This is a genomic window from Pseudomonas sp. DE0157 (assembly GCF_007678615.1).
In the GTDB taxonomy this organism is placed as follows: Bacteria; Pseudomonadota; Gammaproteobacteria; order Pseudomonadales; family Pseudomonadaceae; genus Aquipseudomonas; species Aquipseudomonas parafulva_B.
Genome location: NZ_VEJN01000001.1, coordinates 209,291 through 228,798, shown reverse-complemented (window position 1 = coordinate 228,798; position 19,508 = coordinate 209,291). Strand labels below are relative to the sequence as shown.

The window sequence follows — 19,508 nt, the reverse complement described above, 5'->3', positions numbered from 1 at the left end:
TCCCTAGATGGACTTCAAAGACTACTACAAGATACTTGGCGTAGAGCCCACGGCGGACGACAAGGCGATCAAGGCCGCGTACCGCAAGCTGGCCCGCAAGTATCACCCTGATGTCAGCAAAGAGCGCGACGCCGAAGACAAATTCAAGGAAGCCAACGAGGCCTACGAAGTGCTGGGCGACGCGCAGAAACGCGCCGAATTCGATGAAATCCGCAAGTACGGCGGCCAGCATGGCAGGCCGTTCCAGGCACCGCCGGGCTGGGAAAGCCGAGGTGGGGCCGGGGGCGGTTTCGAGAGTGGCGATTTTTCGGACTTTTTCAGCTCGATGTTCGGCGGTCGTGGAGGCAACCCGTTCGGGGGTGCCCGTCAACAACAGCGCAGTGCCGGCAGGCGAGGGCAGGATGTGGAGCTTGAACTGGCGGTATTTCTGGAAGAAACCCTGAGCAAAGAGTCCAAGCAGATCAGCTTCCAGGTACCGCAAACCAATGCCATGGGCCAGCGCACCGGGTTCACCACCAAGACCCTGAACGTGAAGATCCCGGCCGGCGTGACCGATGGCGAGCGCATTCGCCTCAAGGGCCAGGGTGCCCCGGGGGTCGGTGGCGGTGCCAATGGCGATTTGTTCCTGACCATCCGCATGGCCCCGCACCCGCTGTTCGACGTCGAAGGGCACGACCTGATCGTCACCGTGCCGCTAGCACCCTGGGAAGCGGCCCTGGGCACCAAGGTGGCGGTACCTACGCTCGAAGGCAGGATCAACCTGACCATCCGCCCCGACAGCCAGAGCGGGCAGCGCCTGCGGGTGCCAGGCAAGGGCCTGGCCGACAAGCAGGGCCAGCGCGGCAACCTCTATGCACAGCTCAAGGTCGTCATGCCGACCACCTCTGACGAATCTACCCGGGAACTGTGGGCCAAGCTTTCCGAGAAGGCCGCGTTCGACCCGAGGGCACAATGGAGTAAGTGATCATGAGCAGCACCCTGATCGTTCAACTGGACATGCATACCTTGTGTCAGGAAGCCGACCTCACGGCGGACTGTGTGATCGAGATCGTCGAGCACGGCATTGTGGAGCCAACCGGGCGCAGGCCTGAAGACTGGCTGTTCGACGATCAGGCACCGCTGCTGGCAAGGCGCGCGGCCAAGCTGCACCAGGAGCTGGAACTGGAATGGGAAGGCGTGGCGCTGGCCCTGGAATTGCTCCAGGAGGTGCAGCAGCTACGCAACGAGAACAGCATGCTGCGCCAGCGCCTGGGCAGGTTCACGCAGATGTGAGTGTCATCAGGCGCGGGCAAGGCTGGAACGCTGGCCAGTGCAGCCTTGTGTCACCCGGCAAGGCTGCGTGAGGACTGCCTGGGCCCGGTGTCATGGCTGGTCTGGATCGGCCCCTGGGCTCAGCACCCGCTGCATGAAGGTCAGGTCCAGCCAGCGCCCGAATTTCACGCCCACCTGCGGCATCTGCCCGGTAACCACGAAACCCAGGCGCTCGTGCAGGTGCACAGACGCTGCGTTGCCGCTTTCGATGGCCGCGACCATGACGTGCTTGCCGCAGCCTTGGGCGCGCTCGATCAACGCAATCATCAGCGCCGGCCCAAGCCCTTTGCCGCGCTGATCGCTGCGCACATATACCGAATGCTCGACCGTGTGGCGAAACCCCTCGAACGGGCGCCAGTCCCCGAAGGAGGCGTAGCCCAGCACGTCGGCGCCGTCCACGGCCACCAGTATCGGGTAACCCTGTTGCGCACGGGTGTCGAACCAAGCCTGGCGGTTGGCCAGGTCCACCGGTGTCTCGTTCCAGATGGCCGTGGTGTTGCGCACGGCATCGTTGTAGATGTCGAGGATGGCCGGTAGGTCGGCAGGCAGGGCGTCGCGGATTTCGTGACTCATGGCAGCGTCTCGCTAGGTCGAAGCGTGCAGGTTAAATGGTTACCAGCCCGCGTACACCTTCGGCCTGCATGTTTTCGCCCCGGCCACGCTGCACGATCTGGCCACGGGCCATGACCAGGTAGTGATCAGCCAAAGCCTCGGCAAAATCGTAGAACTGCTCGACCAGCAGGATGGCCATGTCGCCGCGCTGCGCCAGCCGCTGGATCACCGCGCCTATTTCCTTGATCACCGAAGGCTGGATACCCTCGGTGGGCTCATCGAGAATCAGCAGGCGCGGACGACTGGCCAATGCCCGGCCGATGGCCAGCTGCTGTTGCTGCCCCCCGGACAAATCCCCGCCACGGCGTTGCTTCATCTGCTCAAGCACAGGGAACAACTCGTAGATGAAGGCAGGCACTTCACGCGCCTCGCGCCCTGGAAAGCGTGACAGGCCCATCAGCAGGTTTTCCTCAACGCTCAGGCGCGGGAAAATTTCGCGGCCCTGTGGCACGTACGCAATGCCGGCCTGCACCCGGTGGTGCGGCTTGAGTGCGGTGATGGGCTTGCCTTCCCATTCCACGCTGCCTTCGCGCACGGGCACCAGGCCCATCAGGCAACGCAGCAACGTGGTCTTGCCCACGCCGTTGCGGCCCAGCAGGCAGGTGACCTCGCCCAGCCTGGCTTCGAAGGAAAGGCCGCGCAGAATATGGCTGCCGCCGTAGTACTGGTGCAGCGTATCGATCTTGAGCATGCAAGGCTCCTGAAGTAACGGGTTGGGCGTCCCCGGCAGCTCACCGGTGTACGCGAGAAGACGTGCGCCTGTTCAACGACCGAGGTACACCTCGACCACACGATCATCGGCCTGCACCTGCTCAAGCGATCCCTCAGCCAGCACCGAGCCCTGGTGCAGCACCGTCACATGGTCGGCGATGCTGCCCACGAACCCCATGTCATGCTCGACCACCATCAGCGAGTGTTTGCCTGCAAGGCCCTTGAACAGCTCGGCGGTAAAGGCGGTTTCGGCGTCGGTCATGCCGGCCACGGGTTCGTCGAGCAACAGCAGTTGAGGTTCCTGGACCAGCAGCATGGCAATTTCCAGAAACTGCTTCTGGCCGTGGGACAGCAGCCCGGCCTGACGCGAGGCCAGCCCGTTCAGCCGCACGGTGGTCAGGACGTCGTCGATCCTGTCGCGTTGCTCGCCGCTCAGGCGCGACCTCAGGCTCGCCCACACCGACTTGTCGGTCTTGAGCGCCAGCTCGAGGTTTTCATACAGGCTCAACGCCTCGAACACCGTGGGTTTCTGGAACTTGCGGCCGATGCCAGCCTGGGCAATCTGGTACTCGCTCATGCGCGTCAGGTCGAGCGTGTCACCAAAGTAGGCACTGCCTGCGCTGGGCCGTGTCTTGCCGGTGATCACGTCCATCATCGTGGTCTTGCCCGCACCGTTTGGCCCGATGATGCAGCGCAGCTCGCCCACGCCGATATACAGCGTCAGCGCATTGAGTGCCTTGAACCCATCGAAGCTGACGCTCACCTCTTCAAGGCTCAGCACGGTGCCATGCCGCGCGTCCAGGCCTGGTACGCGGGCATGGCCCAGGCCTATGGCGTCGCGGCCGATACCCTGCGGGTCGAAGGCAGGTTCGAGCATGAACTCCGGGTGTACCGGGGGCAGGCCTCTCATGACTGGCTCCTTTTGTTCCACAGGCCGACCAGGCCCTTGGGCAAGTACAGGGTCACGAGGATGAACAGCGCGCCGAGGAAAAACAGCCAGAATTCCGGGAAAGCCACCGTGAACCAGCTCTTCATGCCGTTGACCAGCCCCGCGCCCAGCAGCGGGCCGATCAGGGTGCCGCGCCCGCCCAGTGCCACCCAGACAGCAGCCTCGATGGAGTTGGTGGGCGACATTTCGCTGGGGTTGATGATGCCGACCTGAGGCACGTACAGCGCGCCTGCCAGGCCGCACAGCATGGCGCTGAGCACCCATACCAGCAGCTTGAAGCCACGCGGATCGTAGCCGCAGAACATCAACCGGTTCTCGGCATCGCGAACGGCCGTCAACAGGCGCCCGAACTTGCTGCGCGTCAACCGCCAGCACAGGTACAGGCTGGCGACCAGCAGCGCGACGGTGAGCAGGAACAGTACGGCGCGGGTTCCGGGTGCGGCGATGTCGAAGCCCAGCAGGGTGCGAAAGCTGGTGAAGCCGTTGTTCCCGCCAAAACCGGTCTCGTTGCGAAAGAACAGCAACATCCCGGCAAAGGTCAGGGCCTGGGTCATGATCGAGAAGTACACACCCTTGATCCGCGAGCGGAAGGCAAACCAGCCGAACACCAGGGCCAGCATGCCAGGCGCCAGCACCGCCAGGCACAGGGCCCAGGCAAAGTGTTGGGTGCCGGCCCAGTACCAGGGCAGCTCGCTCCAGGACAGGAACGTCATGAAGCCTGGCAGCCCCTCCCCGGCGGCCTGGCGCATCAGGTACATGCCCATGGCGTAGCCGCCCAGGGCAAAGAACAGACCATGGCCGAGCGACAGCAGCCCCGCATAGCCCCAGACCAGGTCAAGGGCTAGGGCCACGATGGCATAGCAGAGGATCTTGCCCACCAGCGTGAGCACATAGGCCGACACATGCAGGGCGTGGTCGGCGGGCAGCAGCGACAACAGCGGCAAGGCGAGCAGCAGCGCCAGGGCGGCGATACCCAGTGCCAGCGACAGGCGAAGGCCGGCTTTATGCGCAGCGGTGACAAGCAGTGGCTGGTTCATCAGTCGATCACCCGTCCCTTGAGGGCAAACAGGCCTTGCGGGCGCTTCTGGATGAACAGGATGACCAGCGCAAGGATGAGGATCTTGCCGAGCACCGCACCGATCTGCGGCTCCAGCAGTTTGTTGGCGATGCCCAGCCCGAACGCCGCCCAGAGGCTTCCGGCCAGTTGGCCGACACCCCCGAGCACCACCACCAGGAATGAATCGATGATGTAGCTTTGCCCCAGGTCCGGCCCCACGTTGCCGACCTGGCTCAAGGCCACGCCGCCCAGGCCGGCGATGCCCGAACCCAGGCCGAAGGCGAGCATGTCCACACGCCCGGTGGACACGCCGCAGCACGCCGCCATGTTGCGGTTCTGGGTTACAGCGCGCACGTTCAGGCCCAGGCGCGTGCGGTTGAGCAGCAGCCAGGTCAGCAGCACCACGGCCAGCGCGAACGCGATGATCACCAGGCGGTTGTAAGGCAGGATCAGGTTGGGCAGAACCTGGATGCCACCCGACAACCAGGCCGGGTTGCTGACCTCGACATTCTGTGCGCCGAACAGCAAACGCACGGCCTGGATCAGAATCAGGCTGATGCCCCAGGTGGCCAGCAGGGTTTCCAGAGGGCGGCCGTACAGGTGGCGGATCACCGTACGTTCCAGCGCCATGCCGACACCGGCACTGACGGCGAACGCCACGGGCAGGGCGATCAGTGGGTAGAACTCCAGGGCACCCGGTGCGTAGCGCTGCACCACTACCTGCACCATGTAGGTGCTGTAGGCGCCGAGCATCAGCATCTCGCCATGCGCCATGTTGATCACACCCAGAAGTCCGAACGTGATCGCTAGCCCCAGCGCCGCCAATAGCAGGATCGACCCCAGCGACAGGCCACTGAAGGCCTGGCCCAGTATTTCACCGACCAGCAGCTTGCGCTTGACCTGGGTCAGGCTGGTTTCGGCGGCGGTACGCACCGTGGGGTCCGTTTCCATCTCGGGTTGCAACAGCGCCTCAAGGCGCGTACGGGCCGTTGGGTCACCGGTTTCCCCTAACAGGCGTACGGCCGCCAGGCGCACCGAAGGGTCGCTGGCGCCGAGCTGCAGGTTGGCCAATGCCAGGCCCAAGGCTGCCCGCACGGTCGCATCCGGTTCGCTGGCGTAGCGCCGGTCGAGCAAGGCGACCTGGGCCGGTTGTGCGCTCTTTTGCAACTGCCTGGCGGCGGCTAGCCGGGTGGCGCTGTCGTCACTGAGTAACCGGTGGCTGGCCAGGGCATTGTCGATCAGCCCGCGCAGGCGGTTGTTCAGGCGCACCTTGCGGCTGTCGTCCTTGGCGATTCGGCCGGCCTGCAGGTTTTCCAGCAGTGCCAGTCGGCCTGGCTCGGGTTGGGCGGCCCAGGTATCGAGTAGGCGCGCCTGCTCGGCGGGCTTGGCGGCGAAGAAAAACTCGCCTTCGCTGGCGTCTACTGCCATGGGCAACAGCAGTAGCAGGGTAAGCAGGAATCTGAGCATGAGGCTCTCCTGTGAATCAGCGCTTACGCGCAGGCGTACCCGAACACCGGGCCGCCCACGGGCGGGCTGCAGCGCAGCCCAGGGCCTCAGTTGCCTTTCACGGCGTAATCAGGGCGCTTGTCATTGCCTGGGATGAAGGGGCTCCAGGGTTGGGCCCGCAGCGGTTGCTCGGTTTCCCACACCACGCTGAACTGCCCATCGTCCTGGATCTCGCCGATCATCACTGGCTTGTGCAGGTGGTGATTGGTTTTGTCCATGGTCAGGGTGTAGCCCGAAGGGGCCTTGAAGGTCTGCCCGGCCAGCGCTTCGCGCACCTTGTCCACATCGGTGGATTTGGCTTTTTCCGCCGCCTGCGCCCACATGTGAATGCCCACATAGGTGGCTTCCATTGGATCGTTAGTCACCGCCTTGTCGGCGCCAGGCAGGCCTTTGGCCTTGGCATAGGCCTTCCAATCAGCGACGAACTTCTGGTTGACCGGGTTATCCACCGACTCGAAGTAGTTCCAGGCGGCCAGATGGCCCACCAACGGCTTGGTGTCGATACCCCGCAGCTCCTCTTCGCCCACCGAGAACGCCACGACCGGCACATCGGTCGCTTTCAAGCCCTGGTTGGCCAGCTCTTTGTAGAAGGGCACATTGGAGTCGCCGTTGACCGTGGAAATTACCGCCGTCTTCGCCCCGGCCGAGAACTTCTTGATGTTGGCGACGATGGTCTGGTAGTCGGCGTGGCCGAACGGCGTGTAGACCTCCTCGATGTCCTTGTCGGCTACGCCCTTGCTGTGCAGGAACGCGCGCAGAATCTTGTTGGTGGTGCGCGGGTAGACGTAGTCGGTGCCCAGCAGGAAGAAGCGCTTGGCGCCGCCGCCGTCCTCGCTCATCAGGTATTCCACCGCCGGAATCGCCTGCTGGTTGGGCGCAGCGCCGGTGTAGAAGACGTTCGGCGACATCTCTTCGCCTTCGTATTGCACCGGGTAGAACAGCAGACCGTTGAGCTCCTCGAATACCGGCAATACCGATTTGCGCGACACCGACGTCCAGCAACCGAACACCACCGCGACCTTGTCCTGGGTCAGCAACTGGCGGCTTTTTTCGGCGAACAGCGGCCAGTTGGACGCCGGGTCCACCACCACCGGCTCCAGCATCTTGCCGTTCACCCCACCTTTGGCGTTGATCTCATCGATGGTCATCAAGGCCATGTCCTTGAGCGACGTCTCGGAGATGGCCATGGTCCCGGACAGCGAATGCAGGATGCCGACCTTGATGGTCTCGGCTGCCTGTAGGCTCCAGCTAAGGCCCATCGCCGCCATCGAGGCGCTGAGGGTGAAGGCCTTGATCAGACTGCGTCGCTTCATGTGCTCTCTCCGCTGAGTTGTTGTGGTGTGGGCAGAAAGGCGATTGCAAAGGCTGTGCCGTGGTGCGCGAGGCTACGGTCTAGAAGGGTTGTGCTTCTATGCGGGGCTTGGATAGGGGCCAGGTTGGTGCTTGCGCGACTGGCCTGCACAGGTTTGGGTCCAGGGCGGTGAACAGCTTTGACACATAAGCAGTACTTGAGTACCGTTCGGCACCGCAGTAGATTCTGCGACCGGGATTGGCGTCCCGTTATACAGAGAGATCGAGCATTGACGCTCCTTGCGACTTTGCTCTGCATGGCTGCACCCGTCATGGGCGGAGCCGTGTGTGGGAGCCTTCGGGCTCACCGGTTCTCTCTGCCGGCACGCCAACCCGCACGGCTCCGTCCACCCATATTGGCGTATGGGCTCGGAGCGTCATAAGGAGAGAGCTGCAAGGAGATGCACCATGCTCAAGAAGATCGTTCCAGATCCACCCCGCACATCTCGTTCCGTGACCGCCAGTGCCGATTTCGGCACCTGCAATCAGGCTCATGATCAATACTGTCGGTTCAGGCTGGAGTCGATAGCGAGGATGCACTTGTGTGCGCCGTTGCCGCGCTGAAAGCGGCTTATGAAACCAATGCCGCAGCACTGGAAAGGGTGGGAGAGCCGCTTCGTAGTTTACTGACCGCGACGGAAAACTCGCTAAAGAAAGGTTTGGCCCTGGCCGAGGCAGTGCTCAAGGGGATGGAGCAAGGCTGAAGCGGCCTGGCTGTTGTGCGCCCATTCGCCAGTTCTGCCTGAGAATGGGCTGCACAGTTTCCTGATCAGTTGCCCGACGACCCACGTACGGCAGTACGCGGCTGGCGCCGGCTCCGCACGAACTGGTAGGTCACCGCCAGGATCACAAACCAGATCGGCGTCACCACCAGCGCCGAGCGGGTGTCGGCCTCCAAGCTCAGAAGCACAAGGATACCGGCGAAGAACGCCAGGCACACGTAGCACATCAAACGCCCGCCAGGCATCTTGTAGATCGACTGCTCGTGCAACGCCGCGCGCTGCTTGCGGTAGCTCAGGTACGACAGCAGGATCAACGTCCAGACGAACATGAACAGCACCGCCGATACCGTGGTGACCAGGGTGAAGGCTTCGATCACGTTCGGGACCAGGTAGATCAGCACCGCGCCGAGCAGCAGGCATAGGCAGGAGAAGTACAGGCCGTTGGCCGGCACAGCGCGGCGGGACAACTTCTCGAACGCTTTCGGTGCATCGCCTTCCTGGGCCAGGCCGAACAGCATGCGGCTGGTGGAGAACACCCCGCTGTTGGCAGACGAGGCCGCCGAGGTGAGCACCACGAAATTGATGATGCTCGCCGCCGCTGGCAGGCCAGCCAGTACGAACAGCTCAACGAACGGGCTTTTGCCCGGGACCACGTCGCGCCATGGAGTCACGGCCATGATCGCGATCAGTGCCAGTACATAGAACACGATGATGCGGATCGGGATCGAGTTGATCGCCCTGGGCAGCGTGCGCTCCGGGTTTTTGGCTTCGGCTGCCGTGGTGCCGACCAGCTCTATACCCACGAAGGCGAAGACCGCGATCTGGAACCCGGCGAAAAAGCCCATCATGCCGTGGGGGAACATGCCGCCGTCATTCCACAGGTTGGCCAGTTGAGCCGTGCGTCCGCTGGGGGAGGTGAAGCCGGTGATGACCATGTACAGGCCGGTGGCCACCAGGCCCAGGATGGCAATGATCTTGATCAGGGCAAACCAGAACTCCATTTCGCCGAACAGCTTGACCGTTACCAGGTTCAGCGAAAGCAGCACGGCCACGCAGGTGAGCGCCGGTATCCACTGAGGCAGGTCGGGAAACCAGAACTGGGTATAAGCCGCAATGGCTACCACGTCGGCGATGCCGGTGACCACCCAGCAGAACCAGTAGGTCCAGCCGGTGAAGTAGCCCGCCCAGGGGCCGAGCAGGTCGGCCGAGAAGTCGATGAACGACTTGTAGTTCAGGTTCGACAGCAGCAGTTCGCCCATTGCGCGCATGACGAAGAACAGCATGAAGCCGATGATCATGTAGACGAAGATGATCGAAGGCCCAGCCAGGCTGATGGTCTTGCCCGAGCCCATGAACAGACCGGTGCCGATGGCACCGCCAATGGCGATGAGCTGGATGTGTCGGTTGGTGAGGTTGCGTTGCAGGTGTTGGTCATCGGGTGGAGTCGGCGCAGTTTGCGTCATAGGCTGCATTCCCTTGTAGAGGTCAGTCGCATTGGCTGACGTAGCCGGCTAGGCTATCACGCACTGCAAAGGTGCGGGCGTGACAGATCGACACGATATCGCGAGTGCAGGGCGCTTTAGAAATGATCGGGTTCAAGCGTCGGCGCTTTAGAGAATAATCCAGCACCTACAGGCAGGGGCCATGAAACGCTCGGCGGGCCTTTCGGCCCGCCTGGGGTTTCACGACAGCCGCCTGCCGGGCCGCTATGCCTGCGTCGCCACCCTTGCCCGCCGCATGATCAGGTTGTCGAGTACCCACATCAGCACCATCGACACCCCCACCAAGGGGAAAACGAGCCCCAATGCCAGCATCACCACCACGGCCGTCTTCCAGCGCGGCAGGTCGTGGCGCAAGGGGGGAACGCCCAGGCCGCCTTCGGGCCGACGTTTCCACCACATCACCAGGCCACTGACCGAACCCAGCAGAATCATCAGGCACACCAGCGCAATGACGATCTGGTTCAGCGGGCCGAACATCTTGCCCTCGTGCAGCATGACCCCAAGTTCCGTGGCGCGGGCCACAGGGCTGTAGTCCTGCCAGCGCACATCGGCCAGCACCTTACCGGTGTACTGGTCCACATGCAGGGTGGCGTCGTTGCGTGGGTCGTCGGCGAATACCGCGATGGTGAATACGCCGTCGGCTGTGGTTGGCCAGGTGATGCTGTAGCCCGGCTCCACCTGCCGCGCAGTGGCGATGTCTTCGACCTGTTGCACGCTCACATACGGTGCGGCCGGTTGGCTGGACATCGTGTGATGCCCGGCATGCTCGGCATGGGCGCCAGATTGAGGCATCGGCGTGTTCTCCATGGCCCAGGGCACGGTCTGGCGGTGAGCATGGTTGAGCTCGCGCGCCTGCTGGTCCGACTTCGGCACATCGTTCCACATCACTACCGGAAAGCGGTTCCACAGGTCGGCATATTGCTTGCCCCAGAACCCGGTCCAGGTCATGCCGCTGAGCAGCATCAACAACAACAGCGCCGAACCCCAGAACCCACTGACCGCATGCAGGTCGCGCCAGAACAGCCGGCCTCGGGCGGCCAGGCGCGGCCACAGCACGCCTGCGCCCAGGCGACCGCGAGGCCACCACAGGTACAGGCCCGAAATCACCAGCACGATGCCCCAGCCTGCGGCCAGTTCCACCAGGCGATCGCCCAGGGTGCCCACCATCAATTCGCCGTGCAGGGCGCGGGCGATGGCTTGCAGATTGCGCTTGCCGTCCTGCTCGCCGAGGATCTTGCCGCTGTACGGGTCGACGAACACGTTCAGCTCGCGGCCCTTTTCGTGCACCACGAACTGCGCACTGCGCTGCGCGTTCAGCGGCGGCAGGTACTGGCCCACATGGCCTTTGGGGTGCGCCTTGCGCACTTCGGCCAGCATCACATCGGCCCCTTGGCGATGATGGCCGGCCTCAACCACCATCAGGTCGCGGTACAGCCATGGATCGAGCTGCGGCTTGAATAGGTATACCAGCCCGGTAAGGGCCAGCAGGATCATGAATGGGGCCACGAACAGCCCTGCATAGAAATGCCAACGCCAGGCCAGGTTGTAGAATGAAACGCGTGTTCCTCTCATGGGAACCTCCAGGTAAACCCGCACAGGGCGCGGTCACTGCCGCGCCCGCGGTGGATGTCAGAAGCTGAAATCGACTTTGGTCCAGACGCTCCGGCCGGGCTCATTGACCGGTTGAGGATCGCTGGCCGGGTAGCCGAAACCGGCATTGCCCGCCAGGTTCAGGTGTTCGGCGTAGGTCTTGTCGAACAGATTGTCGACCCCTGCACTGAGTTTCAGATTTTTGCTCACCTTGTACGCGCCGTTGAGCGAGAACACCCCAAAACCTGCACTGGCGTCATAGTCTTTGCCAACCACATTGCCCTGGTTGCGGGCGATGCGGTTCTGCGCTGCGACCAGCCGCCAGAGCGCGCCTGCGCTCCATGCATCGCGGCTGTAGGTCAGGCCCAGGCGGCTTTCCAAGGGCGGCATCTGGGGCAGCGCCTTGCCATCGCTGCTGTTCTTGCCCCAGGCGTAGGCCAGTGTGGCATCGGCCTTCCAGGTATCGCTCAGCGAGTAGGCCGCACCCACTTCGCCACCCATGATGCGGGCGTCGATGTTCTGCGCCTTCGAAGTCGCCATGCCCATCATGCCAGTGCGGTAGTCGAACAGGATGTAGTCGCGGATCTGCCCGACATAACCCGAAGCCCAGGCTTCCAACCGTTCGCTGCGGTACTGGACACCGAAGTCGAGCTGCGTCGTCTTCTCGGGCTCGATGCCGTCGAAGGCATTGACCGACCCGATGGGCGCTGTTTTAGGCGAAAACAGCTCCCAGTAGTCCGGGAAACGCTGGGCGTGCCCAAGGCCGATGTAGGCCGTTGCCGGCAGGGCTGCCATGTCGTGTTCATAGCGCACGAAGCCGCTGGGCAGCGTGTCGGCGCGGGTGTCGTTGCGGGTCGGGCTGGCCTGGCGCAGATCCCGCGCCGACGCGCGGTCCAGGCGGGCGCCGGTGATGACCCGGTCGTCGCCGCTGAGCGACCAGGTCAGCTCGCCGAACACGCCGTAGTTGTGAAAATCGGCATCCTTGGTCCAGGCCTGGCCTTTGTGCGCATCCACGCCCATGCCGCCGCGCTGGCGATGCGCGTTGGTCTGTGCGTCGATACCGCTGATCAGCTGTACATCGGCCCAGCGCCAGGTCGCCTTGAGGCGTGCACCCATCGTGCGGCGGTCGACATTGCTGACCATCGGCATGCCCATCATGCCGCTGCCAGAGGGTGTGCGCAGGCTGTAGTTGTCCATCACATGGTCGGCATAGTTGTAATAGGCCTGGGCTTCGATCTTGTCGAGCACCTCGCCGAGGTTGGATTTTTCAAAGCGCAGGCCCAGGCTTTCACGCTTGAACTGCGAACCGTCCATGCCCCGACCGGCATAGCGCGCCTCCCCATCACCCTTGCCGGCGGTGAGTTCGAGCAACGTATCGGCATCGGGCGTCCAGCCCAGGGCGACATCGCCGTTCCATTTTTCCCAGCGCGACGGCACTGAATCGCCAGCCCCGTCATGGTAGTCACCGGCACGCGACTGATTGCCGACGAAACGGGCATAGGCCTGACTGTTGCCGACAGCAGCGTCCAGCACCTTGTCGAAGCGGCCGTTGGTGCCGGTGAGCAGGCTGGCATTGACGCGGCTGCCAAGGGTGCCGAATGCCTCGGGGTCACGCTCGAACAAGACGGTGCCTGCCGAACCGCCCGGCCCCCAGATCACGCTCTGCGGGCCCTTGATCACGGTCAGTCGGTCGTAGGTTTCCGGGGCGATGTAGGCGGTTGGGGCATCCATGCGGTTGGGGCAGGCGCCCAGCATCAGCCCACCATTGGTGAGGATGTTCAGCCGCGAGCCGAACATGCCGCGCAGTACCGGGTCGCCGTTGGTGCCGCCGGCACGAATGGCCGAAAAACCGGGAATGGTTTTCAGGTAATCGGCACCGTCACTGGCCGGCACGGGCTGGCGAGGGTCCTTGGGGTTGGTGACCACGGTCAGTGGCGAGCTGGGGGCGATGGCGGTGATGACCGTAGGGCCGAGCTCAGGTGCAGCGGATGAATGGCCAACGTGGCCTGGGTCTGCCGCCAGTGCGACAGGGGTCAGCAACGAGCCACACAGAGCGGCAATGGTCCCGCGCAGGGACAAAAGAGGGGTGCAGCCGGACATAATGATTCCAGTCGATCAGTCGTGAGAAAACGCGAAGCGTTCAGGCTTCGTGCGCTAATGGGTCAAACACTGATCGAAACGGGCGGTGCGCGGCTGCGGGCGCCGGGGAAAACGGCCTGCCTGGCATGCCCGTGGCGCGTGGCAGGCTGAAGATGGACCTGAGGCAGGGCGGCTGCCAGGTTGAGGGGGCTGAGCGCCTGGGGCAATGCAGGGCAGTTGAACAGCAGGCTGCAGTAGCCGCACTTCTCCCACATCACATGAAGCTGGCCGTCCTGGCTCGGGCCGTGATGAGCGTCGCCATGCTGATGAGCAGCCGGCATCGGCATGTCCATTGGCATGGTCATGCCGGCGCCATGGTGATCCATGGGCATCGACTGGGAAACCAGCGGCCCGATGAAAATCATCCACATGGCGAACAGGCTCAGCCATCCGCCACCGGCGCGCCTGCGATCAGGGCGGGTGGTACGGGACTGGCGGTGTGGCGACGAGCGCATCACGCCCTGTCAGCGGCAGTCAGTGCTGATGAGCCTGCGGCTGGCCAGTCGGCGGTGCTTTCTGCACAGCCACTTGCACGGTGATGGGGCCGGCTTTCTCGAAGCGAAGGGTCAGCGGGAAGCGCTGGCCATCGGTCAGCAGGCTGCGATCCTTGGGCTGCATGAGCATCACATGGTAAGCGCTGGGTGCAAACACCAAATCCTTGCCTGCGGGCACTACCACGTTTGGCACTTGCTGCATGCGCATGGCACCGGCCGCGCTCATGGCGTGCTCGTGCAACTGGGTGTCATCGCTGATGGGGGACTCGGCGCTCAGCAGGCGGTCATCGGTGTTGCCATTGTTGTGCACCACGAAATACGCGGCGACGTTGGGGGCATTGGGCGGCAGCTGCAACGACCAGGGATGGGCGATATGCAGGTCGCCCACGGTGTATTCGTGAGCATGGGCGAAAGCGGCGGGCAGCAGGAGGGCGGCCACGGCAAGGGCGTGCTTGAGCATGATGAATGTCCCGATGGAATGAGGTTCAGGCAGGCGGCGTGAGACACTCAGGCAAGCGGGGAGGCACGGGGGTTGAGCGCGGGCCTGAGCTGGCGCGGCGTAGGCGTGGGTGGCGCATCCAGCGACAGTGGGCCGGCAAGACGTGCAGGCGAGGCATGCAGCTGTAACGCTTGTCCGCCCAATGGTAGTGGCGGCGCGGCACCCAGGCAGCACCAGCAGTGCATCGTGCTGGCGCTGTCATCGCTTTGCGGGCCCAGGTCGATCTTGGCCAGGGCCTGCACATCGACCTTGGCCTTGTTGGCCATGCTGGAACAGAACGCCCCCCATAGCAGTTGCTCTGCCGGGCCTTTGGGCGCAGCAGAGGACAACGGCATGGCCAGCAGGTTGAACAGCACCGCTAGGCAGGCTATCCAGGCAATGTGCCGACGTGGGGGCATGGAGAGATCCGGTCAGGAATCGTGGTGACTATTGTACGGCCGAGTATAAGCAAATTTGGCGGGGTGCGGTGACGTGACGCAGGTGGCGTGCCTGGCCGCTGGCTTCGGGATGCCCTGGCACCGCGAAGCCGTTCAGGTTCAGGCCTTGTTACGGCCCATCAGGCCGCGTACGGTTTCCTGCAGGTCGGCCGGCAGTACCACCACCTTGGCGTTATTGCTGCTCGCCAGGTTTTCCATGGCCCCGACGTAACGCTCACCGAGCAGGTACATGGCCGGGACGGTTTCGTTGCCGACCGCGTCCTTGACCAGCGAGATGGCCCGCGCCGAGGCTTCGGCCAGGCTGATCTGCGCCTCGGCATCCAGCCGGGCGGCCTGCAGGCGCGCTTCGGCTTCGAGTACTGCCGCCTGCTTGGCGCCTTCGGCACGGGTGACGTCGGCCTTGCGCTCCCGCTCGGCGGCCGCCTGGCGTTCCATGGCCAGTTGCATGTTCTGGGACGGCTTGATGTCCTGGATTTCCACCGAGCGCACGGTCACGCCCCAGTCCTCGGTCTGCTCGGACATGGCCTCGCGCAGGCGCGCCTTGATTTGCTCGCGGCTGGAAAGGGCTTCGTCCAGGTCCATGGCGCCGACGATGGCGCGCAGGGACGTCATGGTCAGGCTGGTGACGGCAAAGGCGTAGTCCTGCACGCCATAAGACGCCTTCTGCGGGTCAACGACCTTGGCAAAGCACAGGGCGTTGGCGACGATGACGGCGTTGTCGCGGGTGATGATTTCCTGTTCCTGCACATCGAGGATGATGTCCTTGGTCGGCAGGCGATAGGCAACCACGTCCATGTAGGGGATGACGACGTTGAGGCCAGGCTTGAGGGTGGTGTGGTAGCGGCCCAGGCGCTCGACGATCCATTCCTCACCCTGGGGGACGATGCGTACCCCCTTGAACACGGTGATCAGGACGAACAGGGCGATGGCGCCGACGACGATGAGGCTGGTCATGATGGCAAATTCCTTTTTTACGGATTCAGGCCCGGATGACGCGGGCGGTATTTCCTTCGACGGCGATCAGGCGTACCCGCTCGCCGGCCGGGATGGTGGTATCGGCAATGCAGGTCCACTCCTCATTGCCCAGTACGGGCTTCTGGAAGCGCACCCGGCCTTTCTGGAATTCGGACACACCTGTGGTCAGCAAGCCGACCTCGCCGATCACGCTGGCGGCGGTCCAGCGCTCATCCGGCTGCTTACGGCGAAACACCTTGAACCACAGCAGGGTAGTCAGCGATGAAAGCACGACCCAGAGCAACCCTTGCATGTCCAGCTCCAGGCCTGGAAACGCCAGGGAGGCCAAGGCCACCAGCACGGCACCGATACCGAACCAGAGGATGAAGAACGTGGGCAAGACCAGTTCGAGCAACATCAGCGCGATGCCGAACACCAACCAGATCCACCATTGCAGTTCCATATCAGGCACGTCTTCCGAGGGGGGGCGCCCGAGTTTAAGGCAGGACTGCGACACATGGCCACTTGCAGGCGCTCGGAAAATGCCCAAAGGGGTGTAGGAGCTCAACCCCCCCTAGGCGCTATGCAAGGGGGCTTTCGTCACATAGCGAACAAAGCCGCCACCAGTTCCGGCAGGGCATGGAACGTCCGATCGGCAATCGGCAATGTCGGTCGCTTGAGAATGAACACCGGCAGGCCTAGCTCACGCGCTACTTCCAGCTTGGGTTCGGTGGCGACGCTGCCGCTGTTCTTGCTGACCAGAACGTCGATGCGCCGGTCGGTGAACAGCGCACGCTCCTGGTCCAGGTCGAAAGGCCCGCGAGCACCGATCACCTCGCAGCGCGCATTGCCAGGACAGGCCTGCAGGGCGCGCAATGTCCAGAACTGGCCATCCGGGATGGCGTCCAGGTGCTGCAGGGGTTCCCGGCCCAGGGTGAACAGCGGTCGGGCATAGGGCCCAATGCCCTGCATCAGCGCCGGCCAGTCTTCGACTTCGCGCCAGTCATCCCCCGCCTGTGCCTGCCAGGCCGGACGGTGCAGGGCCCAGCAAGGGATCCCGACACGCTGCGCGGCGCTGGCCGCGTTGGCGCTGATACGGGCGGCGTAGGGGTGGGTGGCATCGACCAGCAGCGTGATGCCGTTTTCATAAAGGTACTGGGCCAGCCCAGCGGCCCCCCCGAAGCCGCCCACGCGTACCTGGCACTGCAGGTCGTCGGGCACCCGGCCGACGCCGGCCAGGCTGTAGATGTGGTCCGGGCCCAGCAGGCGTGCGATGGCCAGCGCCTCGGTAATGCCGCCGAGCAGCAGAATGCGCGCCTTCATGGCTGGCCCGCTCGACCGACGATGCCGCCCTGGCGGTCGATGGCGACCACCTCGACGTTCACTTGGGCAGGCACGACGCTGCGGGCGAAGGCCAGGGCATGCTGGCACACGGCATCGCCCAATTGGACACCGGCGCTGTGGGCCAACGCCAGGGCCTGCTGGCTGGTGTTGGCGGCCACGATGGCAGCCTGAAGCGCCGGATCGGCCCCGCCTGCTGCGGCCCAGCCCGCCAATTGCGGCAGGTCGATGCTCGAATGACGGCTGTGCAGGTCCATGTGCCCGGCGGCCAGCTTGCTGATCTTGCCGAAGCCCCCGCACAGGGTCAGGCGTGAAACCGGCACCTTGCGCAGGTGCTTGAGCACCGCCCCAACGAAGTCGCCCATCTCGATCAGGGCGATTTCCGGCAGCCCGTAGACACGGCGCATGGTGTCCTCGCTGGCGTTGCCGGTGCACGCGGCAATGTGGGTGTAGCCGTTGGTGTGCGCCACGTCGATACCTTGATGAATGGAGGCAATGTAGGCTGCGCAGGAGAAGGGGCGCACAATACCGCTGGTGCCCAGGATCGACAGGCCGCCGAGGATGCCCAGGCGTGGGTTCATAGTCTTGAGCGCCAAGGCTTCACCGTCCCGCACGTTGAGGGTGACCTCGAACCCGCCGGTGTAGCCGCATTCGACGGCCAGGCCCTGCAGGTGGTCCGTGATCATACGCCGTGGCACCGGGTTGATGGCCGGCTCGCCCACGGCCAGTACCAGCCCAGGCCGGGTCACAGTGCCCACGCCTGTGCCTGCGACGAAGTGCACACCGGCCTGGGCACGCAGGCGCACCTGGCTGTACAGCAGTGCTCCATGGGTCACGTCCGGGTCGTCGCCAGCGTCCTTGAGCGTGCCTGCTTCGGCGTAATCGTCGACCAGGCGGCAGAACTCCAGGCGCATCTGCACCACCTTGCCCTTGGGCAGGGTGATGCTCACTGCGTCGCTGTCTGCACCGGTGAGCAGCAGACGCGCTGCCGCCAGGCTGGTCGCGGTGGCGCAACTGCCAGTGGTCAGGCCACTGCGCAGCGGGGCGGCCTGTTCGCGGGTTTCTTCACGCATCGGCCGGCTTGACCACGTCGAGCAAGGTGATGGGCAGCGCCTGGCGCCAGGTATCGAACGCACCCAAGGGCTGGGCATGGGCAACATGAATGCGCGTCAGTTCGCCACCGTGCTGCGCCTTGAAGTGGGCCAGGGCCAGTTCGCTTTGCACCGTCACGGCGTTGGCCACCAGCCGACCGCCTGGGCGCAGGCTGGACCAGCAATGCGCCAGTACCCCTGGACGGGTGACCCCGCCACCAATGAACACCGCATGCGGCGGTTCCAACCCTTCCAGTGCCATGGGGGCCTTGCCGCGCACCAGGTGCAGGCCAGGTACGCCCAAGGCATCGCGGTTGTACTCGATCAACCCCTGACGGCCCTCGTCGGCCTCGATGGCCACGGCGCGGCATGCCGGGTGTGCACGCATCCATTCGATGCCGATCGAGCCGCAGCCCGCGCCCACGTCCCAGAGCAGCTGCCCGGGCTCGGGGGCCAGCCGGCCCAGGGTGATGGCGCGCACATCGCGCTTGGTCAGTTGGCCGTCGTGCCGGTAGGCGTCATCGGGCAGGCCTGCCAGGCGGTGCAGGCGAGGCGCTTCGGGCGCTGCCACGCATTCGATGGCCACCAGGTTGAGCGCAGCCGTTTGCCCGTGCTGCCACGTGGATGCCTGCCCGTGCAACTGGCCCTGGGCCTCGCCCCCCAGGTGTTCGAAGACCCATAGGCGGCTGGGGCCGAAGCCCCGTTCGCGCAACAATGCGGCAATGGCCGCCGGGCTATCTCCATCATTGCTCAGTACCAGCAGGCGCAGGCCGCCATGCAGGTGCGCGTTGAGTGCGGCCAGGGGCCTTGCCACCAGCGACACCACCTGCACGTCTTGCAGCGCCCACCCCAGGCGCGCAGCAGCCAGGGCGCACGAGGAGGGCATCGACAGCACCTGCATTTCGTCGGCAGGCACCTGGCGCGCCAGGCTGGCGCCCACCCCATAGAACATCGGGTCGCCACTGGCCAGCACGCACACAGGCGAGCCGCGCAGCGCCAGTACTGGCGCTAGCGAGAAAGGGCTCGGCCAGTGCAGCCGTTCGCCGGTCACGCAACGTGGCAGCAGGGCCAGCTGGCGAGGGCTGCCGAAAATCCGTGTCCCACTGAGCAGCGCTCGGCGAGCCTGTTTGCCCAGACCGCTGAAACCGTCTTCGCCGATGCCTACTACTGTGAGCCAGGGTGCCATTGATACCTCTAGAGTTCGTGCGTGTGCAGCACGCCCAATTGTGCCTTTACCCGAAAG

General features: G+C 64.3%; 20 protein-coding genes. 3 read left to right on the top strand and 17 right to left on the bottom strand.

Features of this window, described 5'->3' with window-relative positions; genetic code table 11:
- Positions 1-7 precede the first annotated feature (7 nt).
- Positions 8-964, top strand: coding sequence for a curved DNA-binding protein (cbpA, locus tag FS777_RS01045; RefSeq protein WP_145253646.1), 957 nt, complete (start codon positions 8-10; stop codon positions 962-964).
- Positions 965-966: 2 nt separating this feature from the next.
- Positions 967-1,272, top strand: coding sequence for a chaperone modulator CbpM (locus FS777_RS01040; protein WP_023534557.1), 306 nt, complete (start codon positions 967-969; stop codon positions 1,270-1,272).
- Between the two features lie 90 nt (positions 1,273-1,362).
- Here the strand turns inward: FS777_RS01040 and FS777_RS01035 are convergent, their stop codons facing one another.
- From FS777_RS01035 to urtA, 6 genes are all read right to left on the bottom strand, one after another.
- Positions 1,363-1,884, bottom strand: coding sequence for a GNAT family N-acetyltransferase (locus FS777_RS01035; protein ID WP_058638234.1), 522 nt, complete (start codon positions 1,882-1,884; stop codon positions 1,363-1,365).
- 31 nt (positions 1,885-1,915) lie between these two features.
- A complete protein-coding gene (gene urtE / locus FS777_RS01030; RefSeq protein WP_027915298.1) occupies positions 1,916-2,614 on the bottom strand; it encodes an urea ABC transporter ATP-binding subunit UrtE in 699 nt (232 codons plus the stop codon).
- Positions 2,615-2,686: 72 nt separating this feature from the next.
- The gene (gene urtD, locus FS777_RS01025) at positions 2,687-3,544 is read right to left on the bottom strand and encodes an urea ABC transporter ATP-binding protein UrtD (RefSeq protein WP_058603499.1); all 858 of its coding nucleotides are present in this window, start codon (positions 3,542-3,544) and stop codon (positions 2,687-2,689) included.
- Complete coding sequence (gene urtC / locus FS777_RS01020) at positions 3,541-4,620, bottom strand: urea ABC transporter permease subunit UrtC (protein WP_078477920.1); 1,080 nt, start codon at positions 4,618-4,620, stop codon at positions 3,541-3,543. The genes urtD and urtC overlap by 4 nt, the downstream gene beginning before the upstream one ends.
- The gene (gene urtB / locus FS777_RS01015; protein WP_145253643.1) at positions 4,620-6,107 is read right to left on the bottom strand and encodes an urea ABC transporter permease subunit UrtB; all 1,488 of its coding nucleotides are present in this window, start codon (positions 6,105-6,107) and stop codon (positions 4,620-4,622) included. Before urtB ends, urtC begins: the two co-directional genes overlap by 1 nt.
- A gap of 86 nt (positions 6,108-6,193) precedes the next feature.
- Positions 6,194-7,459, bottom strand: a complete 1,266-nt coding sequence (gene urtA, locus FS777_RS01010; protein WP_027915294.1) for an urea ABC transporter substrate-binding protein — start codon at positions 7,457-7,459, stop codon at positions 6,194-6,196.
- Between the two features lie 579 nt (positions 7,460-8,038).
- Between urtA and FS777_RS21585 the strand changes: the two genes are divergently transcribed.
- Complete coding sequence (locus tag FS777_RS21585; RefSeq protein WP_230376768.1) at positions 8,039-8,200, top strand: hypothetical protein; 162 nt, start codon at positions 8,039-8,041, stop codon at positions 8,198-8,200.
- Between the two features lie 65 nt (positions 8,201-8,265).
- Here FS777_RS21585 and cycA read toward each other — a convergent pair whose 3' ends face one another.
- The 11 genes from cycA to FS777_RS00950 all read right to left on the bottom strand — a co-directional run bounded on the left by cycA (position 8,266) and on the right by FS777_RS00950 (position 19,451).
- Positions 8,266-9,681, bottom strand: a complete 1,416-nt coding sequence (gene cycA / locus FS777_RS01000; protein WP_058638231.1) for a D-serine/D-alanine/glycine transporter — start codon at positions 9,679-9,681, stop codon at positions 8,266-8,268.
- A 243-nt stretch (positions 9,682-9,924) separates the two neighbouring features.
- Complete coding sequence (locus FS777_RS00995) at positions 9,925-11,292, bottom strand: PepSY domain-containing protein (RefSeq protein WP_145253639.1); 1,368 nt, start codon at positions 11,290-11,292, stop codon at positions 9,925-9,927.
- 57 nt (positions 11,293-11,349) lie between these two features.
- Positions 11,350-13,410 (bottom strand): TonB-dependent copper receptor, encoded by a 2,061-nt coding sequence (locus FS777_RS00990; protein WP_145253636.1) that lies wholly within the window; start codon positions 13,408-13,410, stop codon positions 11,350-11,352.
- Between the two features lie 62 nt (positions 13,411-13,472).
- Entirely contained in the window at positions 13,473-13,904 is a 432-nt protein-coding gene (locus FS777_RS00985; RefSeq protein WP_058638229.1) for a DUF2946 domain-containing protein, read from the bottom strand.
- A gap of 19 nt (positions 13,905-13,923) precedes the next feature.
- Positions 13,924-14,403, bottom strand: coding sequence for a copper chaperone PCu(A)C (locus FS777_RS00980; RefSeq protein ID WP_058603508.1), 480 nt, complete (start codon positions 14,401-14,403; stop codon positions 13,924-13,926).
- A 47-nt stretch (positions 14,404-14,450) separates the two neighbouring features.
- Positions 14,451-14,840 (bottom strand): DUF2946 domain-containing protein, encoded by a 390-nt coding sequence (locus FS777_RS00975; RefSeq protein ID WP_058603509.1) that lies wholly within the window; start codon positions 14,838-14,840, stop codon positions 14,451-14,453.
- Positions 14,841-14,978: 138 nt separating this feature from the next.
- Complete coding sequence (locus tag FS777_RS00970) at positions 14,979-15,833, bottom strand: SPFH domain-containing protein (protein WP_058638228.1); 855 nt, start codon at positions 15,831-15,833, stop codon at positions 14,979-14,981.
- Positions 15,834-15,858: 25 nt separating this feature from the next.
- The gene (locus FS777_RS00965) at positions 15,859-16,296 is read right to left on the bottom strand and encodes an NfeD family protein (RefSeq protein ID WP_058638227.1); all 438 of its coding nucleotides are present in this window, start codon (positions 16,294-16,296) and stop codon (positions 15,859-15,861) included.
- A 137-nt stretch (positions 16,297-16,433) separates the two neighbouring features.
- Entirely contained in the window at positions 16,434-17,156 is a 723-nt protein-coding gene (locus FS777_RS00960) for a cobalt-precorrin-6A reductase (RefSeq protein ID WP_078477925.1), read from the bottom strand.
- Positions 17,153-18,247 carry a cobalt-precorrin-5B (C(1))-methyltransferase gene (locus FS777_RS00955; RefSeq protein WP_058638225.1) on the bottom strand — a complete coding sequence of 365 codons (1,095 nt, stop codon included), beginning with the start codon at positions 18,245-18,247 and terminating at the stop codon, positions 17,153-17,155. The genes FS777_RS00960 and FS777_RS00955 overlap by 4 nt, the downstream gene beginning before the upstream one ends.
- A complete protein-coding gene (locus FS777_RS00950) occupies positions 18,240-19,451 on the bottom strand; it encodes a bifunctional cobalt-precorrin-7 (C(5))-methyltransferase/cobalt-precorrin-6B (C(15))-methyltransferase (protein WP_058638224.1) in 1,212 nt (403 codons plus the stop codon). The genes FS777_RS00955 and FS777_RS00950 overlap by 8 nt, the downstream gene beginning before the upstream one ends.
- Between the last annotated feature and the right edge of the window lie 57 nt (positions 19,452-19,508).